The 16,000-nt window shown below is 61.6% G+C and carries 16 protein-coding genes and 2 pseudogenes; 2 read left to right on the plus strand and 16 right to left on the minus strand.

The window, feature by feature from the left end; all coding sequences use genetic code 11:
- Position 1: 1 nt before the first annotated feature.
- From HL666_RS03685 to HL666_RS03710, 6 genes are all read right to left on the minus strand, one after another.
- Positions 2-763: a hypothetical protein gene (locus HL666_RS03685; protein WP_172179922.1), complete on the minus strand. Its 762-nt coding sequence runs from the start codon at positions 761-763 to the stop codon at positions 2-4.
- A gap of 67 nt (positions 764-830) precedes the next feature.
- The gene (locus tag HL666_RS03690) at positions 831-2,279 is read right to left on the minus strand and encodes a hypothetical protein (RefSeq protein ID WP_172179924.1); all 1,449 of its coding nucleotides are present in this window, start codon (positions 2,277-2,279) and stop codon (positions 831-833) included.
- Between the two features lie 13 nt (positions 2,280-2,292).
- On the minus strand, positions 2,293-3,018 hold the full coding sequence (locus HL666_RS03695) for a thermonuclease family protein (protein ID WP_172179926.1): 726 nt from the start codon (positions 3,016-3,018) through the stop codon (positions 2,293-2,295).
- A 205-nt stretch (positions 3,019-3,223) separates the two neighbouring features.
- A complete protein-coding gene (locus tag HL666_RS03700; RefSeq protein ID WP_172179928.1) occupies positions 3,224-3,751 on the minus strand; it encodes a hypothetical protein in 528 nt (175 codons plus the stop codon).
- On the minus strand, positions 3,735-4,046 hold the full coding sequence (locus HL666_RS03705; protein WP_172179930.1) for a hypothetical protein: 312 nt from the start codon (positions 4,044-4,046) through the stop codon (positions 3,735-3,737). The genes HL666_RS03700 and HL666_RS03705 overlap by 17 nt, the downstream gene beginning before the upstream one ends.
- Positions 4,036-4,419, minus strand: coding sequence for a hypothetical protein (locus HL666_RS03710; RefSeq protein ID WP_246741433.1), 384 nt, complete (start codon positions 4,417-4,419; stop codon positions 4,036-4,038). Before HL666_RS03710 ends, HL666_RS03705 begins: the two co-directional genes overlap by 11 nt.
- On the opposite strand from HL666_RS03710, the pseudogene HL666_RS34690 reads away from it, so the two are divergent.
- Positions 4,394-4,624 (plus strand): annotated as a pseudogene (locus tag HL666_RS34690) (IS110 family transposase); the annotation flags it as partial. The gene HL666_RS03710 and the pseudogene HL666_RS34690 sit on opposite strands and share 26 nt — an antisense overlap.
- Positions 4,625-5,016: 392 nt before the next feature.
- Here the strand turns inward: HL666_RS34690 and tnpC (HL666_RS03715) are convergent.
- The 10 genes and pseudogenes from tnpC (HL666_RS03715) to HL666_RS03760 all read right to left on the minus strand — a co-directional run bounded on the left by tnpC (HL666_RS03715) (position 5,017) and on the right by HL666_RS03760 (position 14,031).
- Positions 5,017-6,543 (minus strand): IS66 family transposase, encoded by a 1,527-nt coding sequence (gene tnpC, locus HL666_RS03715; RefSeq protein ID WP_172179934.1) that lies wholly within the window; start codon positions 6,541-6,543, stop codon positions 5,017-5,019.
- Positions 6,544-6,612: 69 nt separating this feature from the next.
- Positions 6,613-6,966: an IS66 family insertion sequence element accessory protein TnpB gene (gene tnpB / locus HL666_RS03720; RefSeq protein WP_172179936.1), complete on the minus strand. Its 354-nt coding sequence runs from the start codon at positions 6,964-6,966 to the stop codon at positions 6,613-6,615.
- Positions 6,963-7,859, minus strand: coding sequence for an IS66-like element accessory protein TnpA (gene tnpA / locus HL666_RS03725; protein ID WP_172179938.1), 897 nt, complete (start codon positions 7,857-7,859; stop codon positions 6,963-6,965). Before tnpA (HL666_RS03725) ends, tnpB (HL666_RS03720) begins: the two co-directional genes overlap by 4 nt.
- A 315-nt stretch (positions 7,860-8,174) precedes the next feature.
- Positions 8,175-9,194 (minus strand): annotated as a pseudogene (gene tnpC, locus HL666_RS03730) (IS66 family transposase); the annotation flags it as partial.
- A 59-nt stretch (positions 9,195-9,253) separates the two neighbouring features.
- Positions 9,254-9,604, minus strand: coding sequence for an IS66 family insertion sequence element accessory protein TnpB (gene tnpB, locus HL666_RS03735; protein ID WP_172179940.1), 351 nt, complete (start codon positions 9,602-9,604; stop codon positions 9,254-9,256).
- Positions 9,601-9,966 carry an IS66-like element accessory protein TnpA gene (gene tnpA, locus HL666_RS03740; protein WP_172179942.1) on the minus strand — a complete coding sequence of 122 codons (366 nt, stop codon included), beginning with the start codon at positions 9,964-9,966 and terminating at the stop codon, positions 9,601-9,603. The genes tnpB (HL666_RS03735) and tnpA (HL666_RS03740) overlap by 4 nt, the downstream gene beginning before the upstream one ends.
- 249 nt (positions 9,967-10,215) lie before the next feature.
- Positions 10,216-11,178 (minus strand): peptidyl-alpha-hydroxyglycine alpha-amidating lyase family protein, encoded by a 963-nt coding sequence (locus HL666_RS03745; RefSeq protein WP_172179944.1) that lies wholly within the window; start codon positions 11,176-11,178, stop codon positions 10,216-10,218.
- Between the two features lie 35 nt (positions 11,179-11,213).
- Complete coding sequence (locus tag HL666_RS03750; RefSeq protein ID WP_246741436.1) at positions 11,214-11,978, minus strand: SDR family NAD(P)-dependent oxidoreductase; 765 nt, start codon at positions 11,976-11,978, stop codon at positions 11,214-11,216.
- A gap of 65 nt (positions 11,979-12,043) precedes the next feature.
- Entirely contained in the window at positions 12,044-12,802 is a 759-nt protein-coding gene (locus tag HL666_RS03755; protein ID WP_172179948.1) for an SDR family NAD(P)-dependent oxidoreductase, read from the minus strand.
- Positions 12,799-14,031 (minus strand): enolase C-terminal domain-like protein, encoded by a 1,233-nt coding sequence (locus HL666_RS03760; RefSeq protein ID WP_172179950.1) that lies wholly within the window; start codon positions 14,029-14,031, stop codon positions 12,799-12,801. The genes HL666_RS03755 and HL666_RS03760 overlap by 4 nt, the downstream gene beginning before the upstream one ends.
- 181 nt (positions 14,032-14,212) lie before the next feature.
- On the opposite strand from HL666_RS03760, the gene HL666_RS03765 reads away from it, so the two are divergent.
- The gene (locus HL666_RS03765; protein ID WP_210261705.1) at positions 14,213-15,982 is read left to right on the plus strand and encodes a GH3 auxin-responsive promoter family protein; all 1,770 of its coding nucleotides are present in this window, start codon (positions 14,213-14,215) and stop codon (positions 15,980-15,982) included.
- Positions 15,983-16,000 lie beyond the last annotated feature (18 nt).

A 16,000-nucleotide genomic window follows, 5' to 3' on the forward strand; every position in this document is an offset into this window, starting at 1 on the left:
GCTATGCTCCCTGCAGACGTTTGATGGCGCCGACCCGGCCGCGGTTGTCCGAGATCCATTCGGCCCAGAACTTCATGAGCTGGGCGTCGTCGATAATGGACTTTCCGTTCGCCTGCCTGTTTACAAGGTGAACGAAAACCGTCGCGCCATGTAGATCGGTTTGGTACTTCAAATAGCTAGGCGACTTCTTGTAGCGCAGATAGGACAAATCTCCCGCGCGAGGGTACTGGCTGTAGTCTTTGGTGGACTCGATCATATCCGAGATGACGTAGAGCGTCTTCTTCGCGTCCTGCGCTGCGGTCCCGGAAAACTCATCAATGGCGACGTCCTGGATTGCTCCCATTATCGGCGAGGCATTGGCCCTGGCGGGACCGACGCTGTTCTTGATTGCCTCCGTCGCGGGCTTGCGGAAGCTTTCGATCCAGCGCAACCGAGCCAGGCGCAGATTGTCGGTCCATTCACTCAGCCCCGCTCCATCGCCAGGGTTACACCTGGAGAATATTGAACGGCTGCGCTGGCCTGCGATATCGAGGACGCGGATATCGAGCTTATGAAGGGGCGGCAGCGTGGTGACAATTTCGTTGAGCAAGCCGAGTACATCGTGACGCGTGGTCTCGGGCAGATCATCTGAGGTGTCGACGAGCACGACCGTGATCCCTTTTGGGCCGGTCACCGGACAAAGGCTTTGTGTATCCAGAGCCGGCCGCCGCTCTGCGAACAAGTAGAAATAAGCGAGTGCGCCGCCACAGGAGATCGCGAGCACGAAGAGAGTGATTCCGATCACACCCGCCCAGCCAATGCCAGGTGCACTGCGCCGCCTGGGACGAGGTCTAGCCACGTTTGTCCTCCGGGAGCATCTGATCGATCTCGCGGTAGGACCGCATGGCCCGGTCAAACGCTTCGTTGATCGCCTCGATCTGCTCCTTAAGTAATTCTTGGGTCTCTTCGATCATCTGGCGGAGGCGTTCCCGTGCGCTCGTGTCTGGCTCGCCGCCAGCATAAATTATGCGCTCGGTTGTGAAAGGCTTATCGAAGTAGGTGGGCGCGGATGTCGATCTCGCCTTGCGGTTGGCTTCGCGATAAATGCCAAGTAGCGCCCGGCCGGCTTGCTCAATCTGGTTTTGATGTTGGTTGAAGCGTTGGCTGAGGCGGCCCCGAGATTGGAGAATTGAATCGTACTCGCTGCGACGGACAGACAGATCCCGCGCAGCCGCGTTCATCACTTCGGTCGAATCTTCGCGAATATCTCTCAGCCGCTCGATCAGCTCTGCCTTCAGATCGGTAAATTGCTGGATGGCATCGATCCAGCGCCGTTCAAGCCCAGCGTAGCCGATGTAAGGGTCGAAGAATGTGAGGCCATCGGCCATGGCCACGAGCGAAAAGACCAAACCGATGCTGATGAACACCAAGGAATTGATGTCGGTGAGGTCGAACGGGGCGGTAAGAAGACGGTGCAAGACGTCCTGCCCGACCTCGGCATCAAGCGTGGGGGGCATCTCGCGCAAGTGAGCGAGCGTCAAGTTTAGCGCGCCAGCATAAGCCAGATAAGCGACGAAAAACAGGGCGCCGACGATTTTGAGCAGGTAGTTCCGATGGAAGATCGGCCGGATCAGCACCAGGCCCCAGAGAAAGCTGGCGAGAATGTTCAGGGCCGCGAAAGTGGCTGCCTGTATCGCGGCGCCAATGTAACCGCCGGCATTGGCCTTCGCGAGAAAGCCGGCATTGACCACGACCTCGATGACGAAGAGGATCGCAAGCAAGCCGATTTTCAAGATGATCTTGCCGGGGCTCGCCAGCCGAGCGGGGCGCTGGAGGCCATGGCGTTTCCGGAACGCCTCTCGTTCCATTTCAGATTCGTTCAGGCGGCGACGAAAGGTAAACAACTCGTCCCGCCCCATTGTCGCTTCTGCCTCGAAGTCGCCTACGGCTTCGGGTGCAGCCTGCTGGATAATCGCGAAACGCTCTTCGAAGCTCAGTGCGATAACCCGTTCGTCGTAGGTGTGCAGGTGGTCCAGATAAACCGTATGGGAGTCCTGCTTGTGCGCCTCGATCCGCTCGACGATCAGATGTTCGACGTCATCCATCGTCTGGGCGTCGGACGCCGGACGATTTTGTGAGCCCCGCTCCTTGCCGAGGCTGGCTAGTTTCATTTCATCGGCTATCCGATCCACGTTCAGATCGAGAAAGACAGTGGTCGCGGGCCGGTAGGAATGTGTCGGCTGGTTGAGGAGCGACCAAAGCCGCGCGATAGGGGAGAGACGGACTTCAGAACGAGACATCAGTGTACCGAAACTAGAGCTTGGATTTGCGGCAGCCGGCGGCCTGGGCTTCAGCCTCGGTGCAGAACCAACGGCGGGAAGAACTCGGCTGCATGCTGAGGCGATCGTAAAAACGGCCGCCCGGCACGTGATAAACGCACTGCGGCACACTGCTCAGATTTCCTTTTATCAAACAGGTCGGGGCGGGGGGCGCCTGGTTTTGCGAGGCATGGGCGACCAACGCAAACTGCGCGTGGGCAGGCACGGCGACTGCGCCCAGGATGACGGTTGACGTGTTGCGGTGCCGCCAATCCCAGGGAGCTATGAACGCGCCGCTCCAAACGCCATGCCGGTGCTCGCGCGCGAAATCCTCGTCAGGCACGTAATCCAAGGAGTAGCGGCGGAAGGCCAACGCCCAGCCATTCCGGACCAGCCAGCGGGAAACGTTCTCGCCATCGATCGTACATGCTCCTAAAGAGCGTCCGTAGACATCCACACCGGACAGTTCGCACGTCCATTCCCGGTCGTGGCTGAAGGTCTGCAGCCGTTCCTTTGCTTCGATCCCGCAATTCCAGCTCTTGCCCACTGAATCGAGGCAGAGTTGCTCGGTTTCGGGCGCGTCAATGCCGCTAAACCGGATCTTGTCCTGCCGGATATAGACCGTGTCCGCGTCTACGATTCGCGCCATCCCCCTGACTTGTCCCCCCAAGGCAGCATGAACGCTGACCAAGAGCAGCAGCGGCGAAACCGGCAGGCGCATCAAGGCTACCTTTTTGCAACGATCCTCGATAGTTAATACCTTATTACACCTTTTGCGCGAATAGGGGGAGACGTTTCAAGCCTCGCCCACTGGTTAATCCAAGGCATTCGGAAAGCGCGCGGCGATTGGGGGCGGCTTATCGATGGCCGCTCATTCAATTGGCCAGCAGCGGCGGGCACATGCGCCGGCTGACCCGCGCCTTTCGTCAGCTCAGCTTGCTAACGTCCTGATAGAGAGCGCGGAGATGGTCGTCGGACATGTCCAGGATGGGCTCGTACATGAATGAATTCAGATGGATGTTTTCTGGCGTCATCAATACGACCCGTTGGATGATCCGCACAGCGCCGTCATCACAGTCCTTGCGGGCTTGATAAAGGGACAGGAGCTTTGTCGTCTGGAGCACCTTGATGGCGTCGACCTTCTTCTGGTCATTGATTTTCTTCACCATGAGGCTCTCTGCAGAGAAACGGGCGGCCAAAGAAAGCACGATCTTGTTTTCGAGCTTCGGAGTGCTGCCATCCTTCATGCATTGCGCTGCTTGGGACTGGATCGATGCGACCACCGGGTCGCTGGGCTTCTTCCAAGCGCCTTTGCCTCCGAACAAGCCAATGTAAATTTTATCGAGAACGGCTTCGGTGATCGAGGCTGTATCTGCTTTGCAGTGGAGCAAGGACGTCAGGCGAGAGTAATCGGGGTCATCCTCGCCCTTGGTATATTCAATGAGGTTCCGCATGAACGGAATCGACGCGATCCTCTTCATGGGCGTCGAAAAACGCCTTCTTCCAGTCGCGAACGAAGACGTTCTGAATGCCAGAAGCGCGCGCAAGTTGCAGGCCGGCCTCGCTCTTTGAGGCCATGTAGCATTGCGAGTAGGGGACGAGCAGTCGGCTATTAATGGTACGGAAGAAGTCGAAGTTGTGCGTCAGAATGAGTTCGGTGAAGATCGCGTCCTCGCCGATTTCCATCAGGTACTGGATAATGGCATACTTATTCTTGTAGTCAAAGGAATCGGCAATGTCATCGACCACCAAAAGGGTTTTCTGCCCGGGAGTTTCGGCGTGCCTGGATTTCGAAGATGACGTTGATGACATAAAGGGCCTTCTTTTCGCCGGTGCTAAGGACCTCAACCAGCGATTCCTTTTGCACATCCGCTGAATCCTTACCGTCCTCGAAGCGGAAACCAAGTGAGAGCATGGGCTCTTGCCCTAGCATCACCGAAAGGCGGTTCTTGGCTTCCAGCTTAAAAGGCACGAAGAAACGGCTATTGAAGACGTCGATGACCTCTTCCCACTGTGTACGCTCGGCCGCTGCTTGGGCCTCGATCTCGGCCCGCCGCTTTTCCGCGGCCTGAAATTTTTTGACGACATCGACATACGCGTCCCAGTTGCTGGTGCGTTCCAAGCAGTGGTGCGGCATCAAGGCCTGGGATGTCCGGATCGCAGCTAAGCGAGGCCACAAGCGCGCGGTAGTTGCCGTTGCACGCAAGCTGGCAGTGGTCATGCATCGCATGTGGATCGACGGATCGGCGTTCCGGTTCGCAGCCGAAGACGAGAGCGCCGCTGAACCGAATTCTAGCAACCCGACGGCGCTCGCCGCCGCAATGTGAGGGCTCTGGCGAGCGCCGTCTAGCAAACAGCTCGACGACAGAAGAATCGCTGAGTTTCCGCCGATCGGCGGAAAGGCATTTGGTGGATCGAAGCGGATGTGGAGAGCACGCAACCTCCGGCGACGACAGCCCGATCGAGGCTGCTAGCGCGCGTGAGTGCCTGTGTGGCCCCGCGATCCTGATGACGACATGTGCGCCCGCATGGTGAGAGGGGCTGAGCACGGACTCCTGCATAGACCACCAGATGTCATCACCGCAAGATCACAACGAAACCGGACGATTGTCATGTTGTCGACAGCTCGGGTGCAGCCGTATCGTATGAACAGGGGAAACGATCATGTCGAAGAAGAAGGCGGAGAGACGCCCGTAAGCGTCCGGCCGCTGCACATGCCTCAGGTCTTGACATGATCAGTCAGCTTCCAGCTCCACGGCAGCAATTCGTCGAGGTGGTTGACGGGATGGCCGTCGATCATCCGCTGCAGGATGTCCCGCAGATAGGCGTAGGGCTCGACGTTGTTCAGCTTGCACGTCGTGATCAGCGAGCTGACCACTGCCCATCGATGGCCGCCGCCGTCGCTGCCGGCGAACAGGTGGTTCTTGCGGCCGAGGGTGACGGGGCGGATTGCGCGCTCGACCGGATTGGTGTCGAGCTCGACGCGGCCATCGTTCAGGAAGCGAGTCAGGCCGTGCCAGCGCGAGAGCGCATAGCGGATCGCTTCAGCGAGCGTGCTGCGGCCGGAGACCAGGCGGAGCTGCGCATCGAGCCAGACGTTCAGCGCGTCGACGATCGGCTTGGAGAAGGTCCTGCGTTCGGCAAGACGGTAGTCAGGCGATTGGCCGCGGATGCGCGCCTCGATGACATAGAGCTCGCCGATCCAGCGCAGGGCTTCTGTCGCCACGGGAGACGCCGTGGCTTCGGCCACATCGTAGAACTTGCGTCGCGAGTGGCTCCAACACGCCGCGAGCGTGATGCCCTCCTTGTCGGCCAGTTGCTCGAAGCCGGCATATCCGTCGACATGCAGGATGCCCTTAAAGGCGGCAAGATGTGCGATTGGACGTTCGGCTTTGCGATCCGGCGCGAACAGATAGATGGCCGCCGGAGGTTCGGGTCCGCTCCAGGGCCGTTGCTCGCGCGCGTACACCCAGAGCCGTCCTGTTTTGGTTCGTCCGCGTCCAGGATCAAGTACCGGGATCGGCGTGTCATCGGCAAAGAGATGGTTGGAGGCGAACACGTTCTTGCACAGGCGTTCGTGCAAAGCCTCGAGCCACCAGCATGCGCCGCCAACCCAGCCCGCGAGCGTCGAGCGGCAGAGATCGACGCCATGACGGTCGAAGATCTGCGACTGCCGATAGAGCGGAAGGTGATCGCAGTATTTGCTGATCAACACGTGCGCGAGCAGCGCCAGCGTCGCCAGACCGCCAGCGATCGATCGCTTCGGCGCGCCGGCTTGCACGACCTTGTTGCAGGCACGGCAGGCATATTTTGGTCTGATTGTGCGCACGACGCGAACCTGCGCCGGGACCCTATCCAGCATTTCGCTGACGCTCTCACCAATCAGATGGAGAGCACCGCCACAGCAGCCGCAGACCCGGTCTTGTACGTCAAGCAGAACGTCTTCGCGTGGCAGATGATCGGGCAGCGCACGGCGTCGCGACGAAGAGTTGGCTTCCGGTGTGACCTTCGGTTGCGCTTCTTCGACGCGCCTGATGTCGCTGTCGAGATCCTCCAGACCGAGTGCAAGCTGGTCGGGATCGATGCGCTCGGAGCTGCGGCCGAACTGCCTTCGCTGCAGCTGTTTGATGATGGACTTGAGACGCTCGATTTCGGTGTCGCGATGGTTGATCGCAGCGGCAACGTCGCGCACCAGGCGCTGCAGAAGCTCAGGATCGGATGGGAGATTGGTGAGATCGAGCTGCATGTCCGATGGTACTCGAACCGGCTTCCTCGTAGAAGAATCGCAACTCAGTTCAGCACCGGTTTTGGCGGATCATCCTGCAATCGCAGGCCTCCATACGCGTTCTGGCGCGCGCCAGTCGATGCCTTCGATCAGCATCGCGAGCTGCGCCGGCGTGAGCGTGATCGAGCCATCATAACCCGCCATCACCGGCCACACGAAGCCGCCCTGGTCGATGCGTTTGGTGAACAGACAAAGCCCGTTGCCGTCCCAGAACAGGACCTTCAGGATCGATGCCTTTTTGCCGCGGAAGGCAAACAGATGACCGGAGAACGGATCCTTCTTCAGCGTGTCCTGCACCAGCATTGCGAGGCCGTCCATGCCCTTCCGCATGTCGGTGTAGCCGAGGGCCAGGTGCACCTTCACGCCTGCAGGAACGAACATCATGATGCTGTCTCTCCGCTTTCGATCCGCGCCCGCACCGCATCCGGATCGCTGCCGGCGGGAGCGAAGACACGCCGTCCGTCAGCGAGGTCGACGGCCATCATGCCCTCCGGTGGACGCACGAGATCGCGCAGGGCGCGTGCGGCGGGCATGTCGTCGGGCAGCACAACACGGGCGAGCTTGGAGCGCTTCTTTTGCGCGATGCCGAACTGCGCGCGCCAGCGGAACAGCAGCCCGGTGACAATCCCATGCTTGCGAGCGACGGCAGAGACTTTGGCGCCTGGTAGCTCGGTTTCCCTGGCGATCGCGAGCTTCTCTTCGTCGCTGAAGAAGCGGCGGGCCGGCGTTTTGGTCGCGGCCGGATCGCCGATTTCAGCGGCTGTCAAGCGGCGTTCGGGCTGTGAGTTCCTAGCACTAGTGCTAACGGGCGGACGGGCGGAGGGATGAAGATGGGCGCGCCAGTCGATCGTGACCTCGCCGGTGGCCAGTCGGTCGCGCCATTTGTGCAGCGAATGCGGCGACAGCTGCATCGCCGCGGCGTAGGCGCGGAGTTCCATCCCGCTCCAGTTCAGCGCCTCGACATGCATGGCCCAGAACGCCTGAGACGCCCGGTTGCGCACATCCGAAGTGACAGTGAACCTGCGCTGCTTCTGCTTTCGGAGCGCCTTTTCTCGCTCTTCCCGGGCGCGCTCGCGGCGCAATTCCGTCTGATATTTCTCGAGCTTAAGCGCAGTCTCGTTGCCGGCCAGCCGCTTCAGCCAACGCCGCAACGTGTTCTCGGTCAGACGTTGCTGCCGGCAGTATTTGCGGATCCCGAGACCACTGCGACGCCACGCTTCGATGTGCAGCGACCACCATTCGCGGCGCGCTCTGTTCTCGAAATGTTTGGGTCCCACCGGAGATTCTCCACAGCAGCAGAGAACTCGAAATGGAACGACAACACACGAGGGGGAAGGTGTGCAGAGACCGAACGCTTACCGCCCGATTACTCCCGGCAAGATAAAAGCGGCTCGCCGGTTGAACACCAAGCCATTGACATGGCTTACGTTCAACCGTGCCGGTCAGTCGAGCTGAGTGCCGCAATCGAGCTTTTTGTCAGCAAAGTCAAAGGCGATTTCGGCACTGATCGTAGTCTAGCGAACTCCGGCGAAGAACTCGGTTGAGCTACGCGCGAGTGCAGGATCTGCGACTCGGAGTGTGGGTTGACCGATCAATCGTGTTGCGCCGTCGTATCTCGGAGCCTTGGCCGATGCAGCCTGCATCAGCCCGGCATAGCCGGCAAGATGCGTCTCGGGATGTGCGCCGGTACGGTAGAATACAGCTGCTGGCGGCGCGTGCCCGGCAAAGGGACGATCGTCGCGGACATAGGTCCACACCCAGCCGGTGCGCGTCTTGTCCTTGGCGAGAACTGGCACCGTGGTGTCGTCGGCATGGATGCGCTCACCTGCGAGCAGGTGCACCTTGATCGCATCGACCAGCGGCATCAAGGTCGCAGCCGCTGCACCGAGCCAGTCGGCGAGCGTGGAGACGTCGAGCGCCACACCCTCATGCGCAAAGGTCGTGCTCTGTCGGGTGAGCGGCAGGTGCGGCCCGTATTTGGCGAACAGGATGTGCGCCAGCAGGCGCAGTCCCGCGCGTCCGCGCGCGATCGGATGGAACGGTGCCGGCGGCTGCGTGATCGCCTCGCAGGCGCGGCAGGAGAACTTCTCACGGACATGCTGGATCACCTTCCACTGCCGTGGCACGAGCTCCAGCGTCTCGCTCACGTCCTCGCGGATCTTGCGCAGCCTGTCGCCGCCGCAGCACGGGCAATAGGCCGGCGCAGGATGCACGATGCGCTCGCGCGGCAAGTGCTCGGGCAACGGCCGCCGTGCCGGGCGCCGCCGCTCGAACGGACGTACGTCGACCCTCTCGGCCTTGGCCCGCTCGGCTGCCATCTGCGCCGCAGCCTCATCCTCGGCCTCCTCGAGATCGGCGAGTTCAAGCTCGAGCTGCTCGAGCACCGACGCGCGCTCCGACGACGGCCCGTACAGCTCGTGCCTGAGCTTGGCGATCGTGAACTTCATCTGCTCGATCAGCAGCGCCCGGGCACGGACCTCGGCTTCCAGATTGCGCGCCTTGGCTTCTGCCGCGAGTTGGGCCGTCGTCGCCTCGGTGAGCGCGGCCTGGCCAGCGAGCACCAGCGCCTTCAGCGTCGCGACATCATCGGGGAGTGAATCGGCTGTGATCATCGCAGGAGATGGAATCACAGCTCCGTCCTGCGTGCATCAGCCTCGTCACGTTCAAGCGCTCAGCCAACGGCTTCCGGCCGCCACGTCCGCTGCGGATGACGCCAGTCGATACCTTCGAGCAGATAGCCGAGCTGTGCCGGCGTGATCGCTACCGCTCCATCCACGGGCTGTGGCCAGATGAATCGGCCGCGCTCCAGCCGCTTGGCGAACAAGCACATGCCCTGGCCGTCGTGCCACAGCATCTTGATCAGCCCGCCGCTGCGGCCACGGAACACGAACAGATGGCCGCCATGCGGATCGCGATTCAGCGTCTCCTGGACCAGCAGCGCAAGACCGTCGAAGCTCTTGCGCATGTCGGTATGGCCGGTCGCCAGCCAGACCTGGGTGCCGGAGAGGATCGGGATCGTCATCGCGAGCCCGCCCGAAGCGCCGCGATCACCGCCGTCACCGTCGCGGCATCCGCCGCGTCGCTGATCCGGATCTTCGCCTCCGCCCCGATCTCGACCTCGATCAGCCCCTGCGTACGGGCAGCCGGCGCGTGCGGATCGGCAGTGATCGTCACGGCGGCAAAGCCGGGCGGCGGCGTCTCCTTCCCGCACAGCTGCTGGCGCCAGCGGAACACTTGGCTGGAATGCACCCCGAACGCTCGCGCCACTCGTAGGATCGTCGCGCCCGGCTGAAGCGCTGCAGCAACGACACGCTCCTTGTCGGCCCGCGACCAATGCCGCCGTCGCCGCTCCGACGTGATCACTTCCACTTCCGCTTTGGCCATAGGACTAGTTCCGGGACTAGTCCTATGGCTTCAACAAGCGTCAGCTCCGGCGCAAGGCGGCCGTCGCCGGGGACTCACGATGAACTCACAGATTCAAATGCGGAGACGTGCCCCTTCGCAGACAGCCGGCACCTTGACCTGAGTTGCCGGCAGCGGCTGATATCGCCCATCTGTGCGGAGCGCGCTTGTTTGCCAACCGGCAAAATAGCCGCTGTGCCTCAATGGAGGAGAAAACTGCACGCATTCCAGCTAAGAGGAAAGCTTGGTCAGCTTCTGCAGGCAGCGCAGCTCCCGCGGCGGCTCGAGTGGCGGCTTGATGGACGGCCAGACCGCATTCGACACCTCGGCAACGTAGATGTCTCCGTGAGAATCGACCGCAACACCATGCGGTGCGATGAACTGACCGGGCGCTTCGCCGGCATGCAAATGGCCGAGCCGGACGACAGTCCCGCCACGGTTGTCGACGATGGTCACGCGGGGTCCGAGATTCGGAGCATTCTTGTTGACAGGAAGCGAGGGGCCGAGCTCACCAACGTAGCAGAGCTGCTTCTTTCCCGGCGGCATGTAAAGTCCGCATGGGCGATGGAGATTGTTCCATTGAGTCTCGTAGCGACCGTTCGCATCGAACACTTGGATTCGGTGATTCTCCCGATCCGCAACATAGACCCATCCCTCCGCGTCGCAGCAGATGTTGTGCACGATGTTGAACTGACCCGGGTCGCTGCCGGATTCTCCCCATGACATGAGGTGTTTCCCCGATGGCGAGAACTTGTGGCAGCATGCGTTGCCGTAGCCGTCGGACACGTAGATGTCGCCGTTCGGCGAGTGAGCCGTGTGCGTACAACGATGGAACGGCTCTCCACTCATGTAAGGGGACGGCCGCATCGGAATTCCGATCGTGAGCATAACCTTCCCATCCAACGTGCACTGTCTGATGGTATGATCGCCGTCGTCGGTCAGGAAAATCGTGTCGTCCGGTCCCATGTGCAGCCCATGCGGACGCGAGAACAGGCCTTCACCCCAGGACCGGAGAAACCGGCCGTCCTGATCATAGACGATCACGGGATGCGCGCCGCGGTTGAAGACGTAGACGTGATCCTTCTGGTCGACGCCGACCGCGGCTACGTCGCCATAAGACCAGCCGTCCGGCAGTTCGCCCCACCCCTCGGTGACCATGTAGCGGAAATCGCCGCTGCCCAGGATGACTGACATTCGGTGCTTCCTCCATTGATATGCGTTCCCGGCTGCTATTTGCGTTCGGCCACCAAGGCCTGGCCGGCCGTTACGCCGCCATCGACCACCACGGTCTGCCCTGTCACATAGGAAGCCATGGGAGAGCAGAGCCAGAGAACAGCCTGTGCGATCTCGTCCGGTTGTCCGATCCGGCCGAGTGGCGCGCGTGATCCGCGAGCGCTCAGTTGCTCCTCGGTCGGGTAGATGCTCCTGAGCATCGGCGTGTCCGTGCTGCCAGGGCTCACTGCGTTGACCCGAATGCCGCGGCGCGCGTATTGAAGTGCGGCCGACTTGCTGAGGCCGATGACGCCATGTTTGGTTGCGCTGTAAATGGCACTCTGGGCGTGTCCGATATGCCCCGCGACCGATGCGCAATTGACGATCGCGCCACCGCCTGACTCCAGCATCGCGCGAATCTCATGCTTGGTGCAAAGCCATGTTCCGCGCAGATTGGTCCCGACGACCTGATCGAAATTGTCGCTATCGTCCTCGTGCAGCGGAACGAAATTGCCGAACGTGCCTGCGTTGTTGAACGCAGCGTCCAGCCGACCAAACCGGCGGACGGTCATGTCGACGAGACGCGCGACGCTCTGCTCGTCTCGCACGTCGGTCGGCACGATCATCGTTTGATCTGGCGGTAGCGCGGCCAACGCCTGTTCGCAGGAGCCGGTCTGCCGTCCCGCCAGGACGACACGAGCTCCGCAGGCCGCGAATGCCAGCGCGGCGGCGCGGCCGATGCCTTGGCTGGCGCCGGTGACGATGATGACCTTGCCGCCCAACCCGTAGTCCGCTGATGGGCCGGCGACCCGCTCGGCCGTCGTCGTTCGTTCCGTGGTCGTCCAGTTCATATGAACAGCCCCCCATTGATGTCGATCACCGTCCCGGTGGTGTAACCCGCCTCATGCGAACACAGATGGATCACAACGGCAGCTGCCTCGTCCACAGTGCCCAGTCGCCCGATCGGAATGCGTTCGGTAATCGCTCGCCGCCGTTCAGGGCTATGCTTCGCCCAGGCTGCCTGGATGCGGTCGGTGGCGATCGGGCCGTGCGCGACTGCATTGACGCAGACGCCGTCGGGGGCAAGCTCATAGGCCGTTTGCTTGGTGAGCCCGATGACGGCCGCCTTTGCCGCGACATAGGCGGCGTTGCTGAAGTAGGAGTAGGTGCGGCCGGCGATCGATGCAAAGTTGACGATGCGACCCCACCGTCGCTGACGCATCGCTGGCGCACATAGACGCGTCATGGTGAAGGCGCTCGTCAGATTGTGTCTCATCGAGGTCTCCAGGTACGTTTCATCGAGGTCCGCAAGCAGGATGGAGTTAGCATCTCCTCCGACGGCATTCACGAGGATGTCCGGACGCTGTGCGTCCGAGAGACATTGGATGGCGTCGCTGACGGCTGCGATATCGGTGACGTCGATCGGCAGGCACGCGGCACGGTGATCGCCGATTTGACGGCGAATGGAGTTGAGTGCGGTCGTGTCCTTGTCGACCAGCAGGAGCCGCGCTCCCGCATCTGCAAGGCGGCGCGCGACCTCTGCGCCGATGCCGGCGCCCGCACCGGTGACCAGGGCCATTTTGTGTTCGATCAACGATGTCGTCATCCCCGAGCCTCAGCGTTCCAAGTTGTGACGCGCCGTTCTGCCTCGACGAGAGCGGAACGAGGTGTTGTCGCGACATGCGAAAAGGCGTGCCTTGCGTGCGCCCACAACGCCGGTCCCGGAACGAGACCGTGTCCGTGGCCATACAGTGGCGGCGCAAGATAGGTTTTGCGATCGATCGGGAAGGGTGGGATCGTCGTGTCGCGAGGAAACCATTCGTCTGCGCGCCCAACCTCGCACGCGCTGGCGTTGCGTAGCGATGTCGCGAGCGCGCGTCCCGCGGCCCAGAGCGGACCATGTTCGCCAACCTGGACGCCGATCTGATAGCCGAGGCCGGAATGAAACGCCGTATCGGCCAGGCCTGCCGCTCGAAGTGGGCCACCACATTTCGACACGCGGATATTGACGAGGTCGCAGGCGCGCTGGTCGATCGCCTTGGCGAGATCGTTCTCGTCCACGAATGATTCATCCAGCATCAAAGGGATCCCAGCCTCTTCGCGCAATTGCCGGAGGCCCGCCCAGTCCCTGGGCCGCAGCGGTTCCTCGAGCCATGCCACGCCATGACCCTGCAACTGCCGGCAGGCGGCAATCGCCTGTGGCAGGGTCCAAGCCGCGTTCACATCCACCGAAAGCGAGATCGATGGCGCAATCAGGTCGCGAAACCGTCTCACGCGTTCCACTGCCTGATCGCCATCCGCTCCGACTTTCAGCTTGACGTGCTTGATGCCGTTCGCGAGCGCAAACTCGCGCGCGACCATCTCCTCCGGAGAGGTCGAGAGGTCGACGACCAGAGCGGCTGAAACGGCGCAAGGCACGGGTCGTAACATGTCTTCGCCGAGGCCCGCGGCGTGCAATGCAGAAGCCATCGGTCGGCCGTGGAGTCGGCAGGCCACGTCGAGAAGGGCGGTCTCCAAGGCGCAGGCTGCAGCGGGCGACAGCCGACCACCGACGGATAGCATCTTCGGCAGCGCCAGAGCCTTCAGGCTTGCGACGACGGTCTGAAGCGAACGCCAGTCGATCTGCGCATCGAGTTCGTTCAATGCGCAAGAGGCGAGGGCCTTCAGAACGGTCGCGGTGGTTTCGCCAGTGACATAGGGACGAGGAGCTGCTTCGCCATAGCCGGTTACGCCATCGACGTCGACGCAGACAAGAATGCCGTCGCTCTCGTGGCGTGCCATGGTTGCATGAACGAATGTCCGGCGCATCGGCATCGCAATCGCGTAGACGTCCATCAATTGTATCATTGCATCCGTCCGATCTGCTGAGATCAGGACATTGCCAAACTGCGAAGCGAAGGTCGTTTTAGAATTTCTAGAACCGGGACAGGAAATCTAAATTGACGCTTTGCGCGAGCCGTCAGTATCAATCCCTGCGAGACGGCGGTGATCTACAAATGAAGATAGGTCGGACATCATGCAGGACCTCTCCACAGAACAGAGTCGAGTTTCCCGCATCCAGCATGGTGGAACGGCCGGCGTCCGAACGACGAGCGTCGGAGGCGCCGCCGACGACGTGAGCCGCATGGCCCGCTTTTGCGCACAGAGTGAGGCGGCGCTCGATCGTCAGCGCCTGATCTGTCAATCTCCGCATGCGACCGTTGGGACCGTCTTCCACGATGTGTTGCGCGAACTGACTGGAACGGCATTCGAGCGGGAGCACGCGCTCGCAGGTGTGTGCAGCTTCGATGAATTCAGGCGGGCAGTGCCGATCCGCAGTTACGGCCAGCTCAGGGGGTATATCGATCGACAGCTTGCCCGAGAGCGAAAGGTACTGACGCGGGACGATCCCTATGCGTTCCTGAAGACGTCAGGAACCACCGGCCAAGCAAAGCTGGTTCCGACGACACGGCATTGGCGGCTCGCCTATCGCGGACCGGCGCTTTACGCGCAATGGGGCCTCTATTTCAGGATGCTCCGGCTCGATACGCCGAAGGTTGAGAACGTGCTGGATCTGTCATGGGAGCCGCAGACGGCGAGGCAGAGCATTCATGGATTTCCCGTCTACAGCATTACACAGCGGCCGGAGCCGCTCGGGGAATCCGACTGGTTGCCGCCATGGTACGGCGCGCCCTGGTTCTCATGCGAGAGCGATCCCGACGGATATGCCGAGCGGCTCTATCAGCGGCTGTGCATGCAGGCATTCTGTGACGTGCGGCTGATTGTTTCGGTGAACCCGAGCAAGATCATCATGTTGGCAGAGACGTTGCGGCAATTCGCAACGCGGCTGATCCGTGACGTCAGGGGCAGCGCCTCGGCTGCGGGCGGCCAGGACCTCGCGCGCCGCCTGGAAGGGCAGCTCAAATTGCGCGGCGGTGAGTTGCTTCTCTCGGATCTGTGGCCCAATCTGTCGCTCATCGTCTGCTGGAACAGCGCGTCGGCGCAACTCTACGAGAATTGGCTTGATCGCCTGGTCCCCGATGCCACGCGGCTTCCCTTCAGCACGACGGGCACCGAAGGCATCGTTACGCTCCCGGTCGACATGCACCGCAGTGCCGGCCCTCTCGCGGTGACCCAGGGACTCTACGAGTTCGTTCCGGTCGATGATATTTTGGAGAACGTCGCTCCATCGGAAAGTGCCGAAACGCTGACTTTCGAGGAACTGGAGGTCGGGCGCTGCTACAGGCTCGTGATGACCCAGGCCAACGGTCTCTATCGGTATGACGTCGGCGACGTGTATCGCGTCGTGGGCTGGGTTGGGGCGGTGCCAAGGCTCGAATTCATCGGAAGAAGCGGCGCATGTAGTTCGTTCACCGGCGAAAAGCTGACCGAAGCTGATGTGTTCTCGGCGGTGTCGCGTACGATCGAATCTGGGTCGGCCGGGACGCCGAACTTCTGCTGCTTCCCGGTCTGGGGCACGCCGCCTCACTACGCTGTCGCGCTCGAGTGGTCGCCGAAGCTCGAGCTGATGCAAGCGACACTGGCAACGCGCATCGATGCAGCGCTCAGCAGGGTCAATCTGGAATATGCCGACAAGCTGTCCAGCGGCCGGCTGGCGCCGCTGACGATAGTCAAGCTGGTCCCCGGCGCCTTCGCCAGGCTTGCCGAGCACAAGATCAGCGGTGGAGTGGCTTCGGCGCAGGTCAAGCATCATTGGCTTCAGCGCGACGCCTCGGGGCTGAAGATCCTTCGCGATATTGGCATGCTGCTCGACGGGGCAGGCTCGTTCATCCCGTCATCGACGTGAATCGATCCATAGATGGAG

The sequence above is a fragment of the Bradyrhizobium aeschynomenes genome (genome assembly GCF_013178945.1).
In the GTDB taxonomy this organism is placed as follows: Bacteria; Pseudomonadota; Alphaproteobacteria; order Rhizobiales; family Xanthobacteraceae; genus Bradyrhizobium; species Bradyrhizobium aeschynomenes.

What these genes read in the sequence shown, in the direction of transcription:
- HL666_RS03690 (WP_172179924.1), bottom strand. Translation starts at nt 2,279, where the DNA reads ATGTCTCGTTCTGAAGTCCGTCTCTCCCCTATCGCGCGGCTTTGGTCG.
- HL666_RS03695 (WP_172179926.1), bottom strand. Translation starts at nt 3,018, where the DNA reads ATGCGCCTGCCGGTTTCGCCGCTGCTGCTCTTGGTCAGCGTTCATGCT.
- HL666_RS03700 (WP_172179928.1), bottom strand. Translation starts at nt 3,751, where the DNA reads ATGCGGAACCTCATTGAATATACCAAGGGCGAGGATGACCCCGATTAC.
- tnpC (WP_172179934.1), bottom strand. Translation starts at nt 6,543, where the DNA reads ATGCAGCTCGATCTCACCAATCTCCCATCCGATCCTGAGCTTCTGCAG.
- tnpB (WP_172179936.1), bottom strand. Translation starts at nt 6,966, where the DNA reads ATGATGTTCGTTCCTGCAGGCGTGAAGGTGCACCTGGCCCTCGGCTAC.
- tnpB (WP_172179940.1), bottom strand. Translation starts at nt 9,604, where the DNA reads ATGACGATCCCGATCCTCTCCGGCACCCAGGTCTGGCTGGCGACCGGC.
- tnpA (WP_172179942.1), bottom strand. Translation starts at nt 9,966, where the DNA reads ATGGCCAAAGCGGAAGTGGAAGTGATCACGTCGGAGCGGCGACGGCGG.
- HL666_RS03745 (WP_172179944.1), bottom strand. Translation starts at nt 11,178, where the DNA reads ATGTCAGTCATCCTGGGCAGCGGCGATTTCCGCTACATGGTCACCGAG.
- HL666_RS03755 (WP_172179948.1), bottom strand. Translation starts at nt 12,802, where the DNA reads ATGACGACATCGTTGATCGAACACAAAATGGCCCTGGTCACCGGTGCG.
- HL666_RS03760 (WP_172179950.1), bottom strand. Translation starts at nt 14,031, where the DNA reads ATGGACGTCTACGCGATTGCGATGCCGATGCGCCGGACATTCGTTCAT.
- HL666_RS03765 (WP_210261705.1), top strand. Translation starts at nt 14,213, where the DNA reads ATGCAGGACCTCTCCACAGAACAGAGTCGAGTTTCCCGCATCCAGCAT.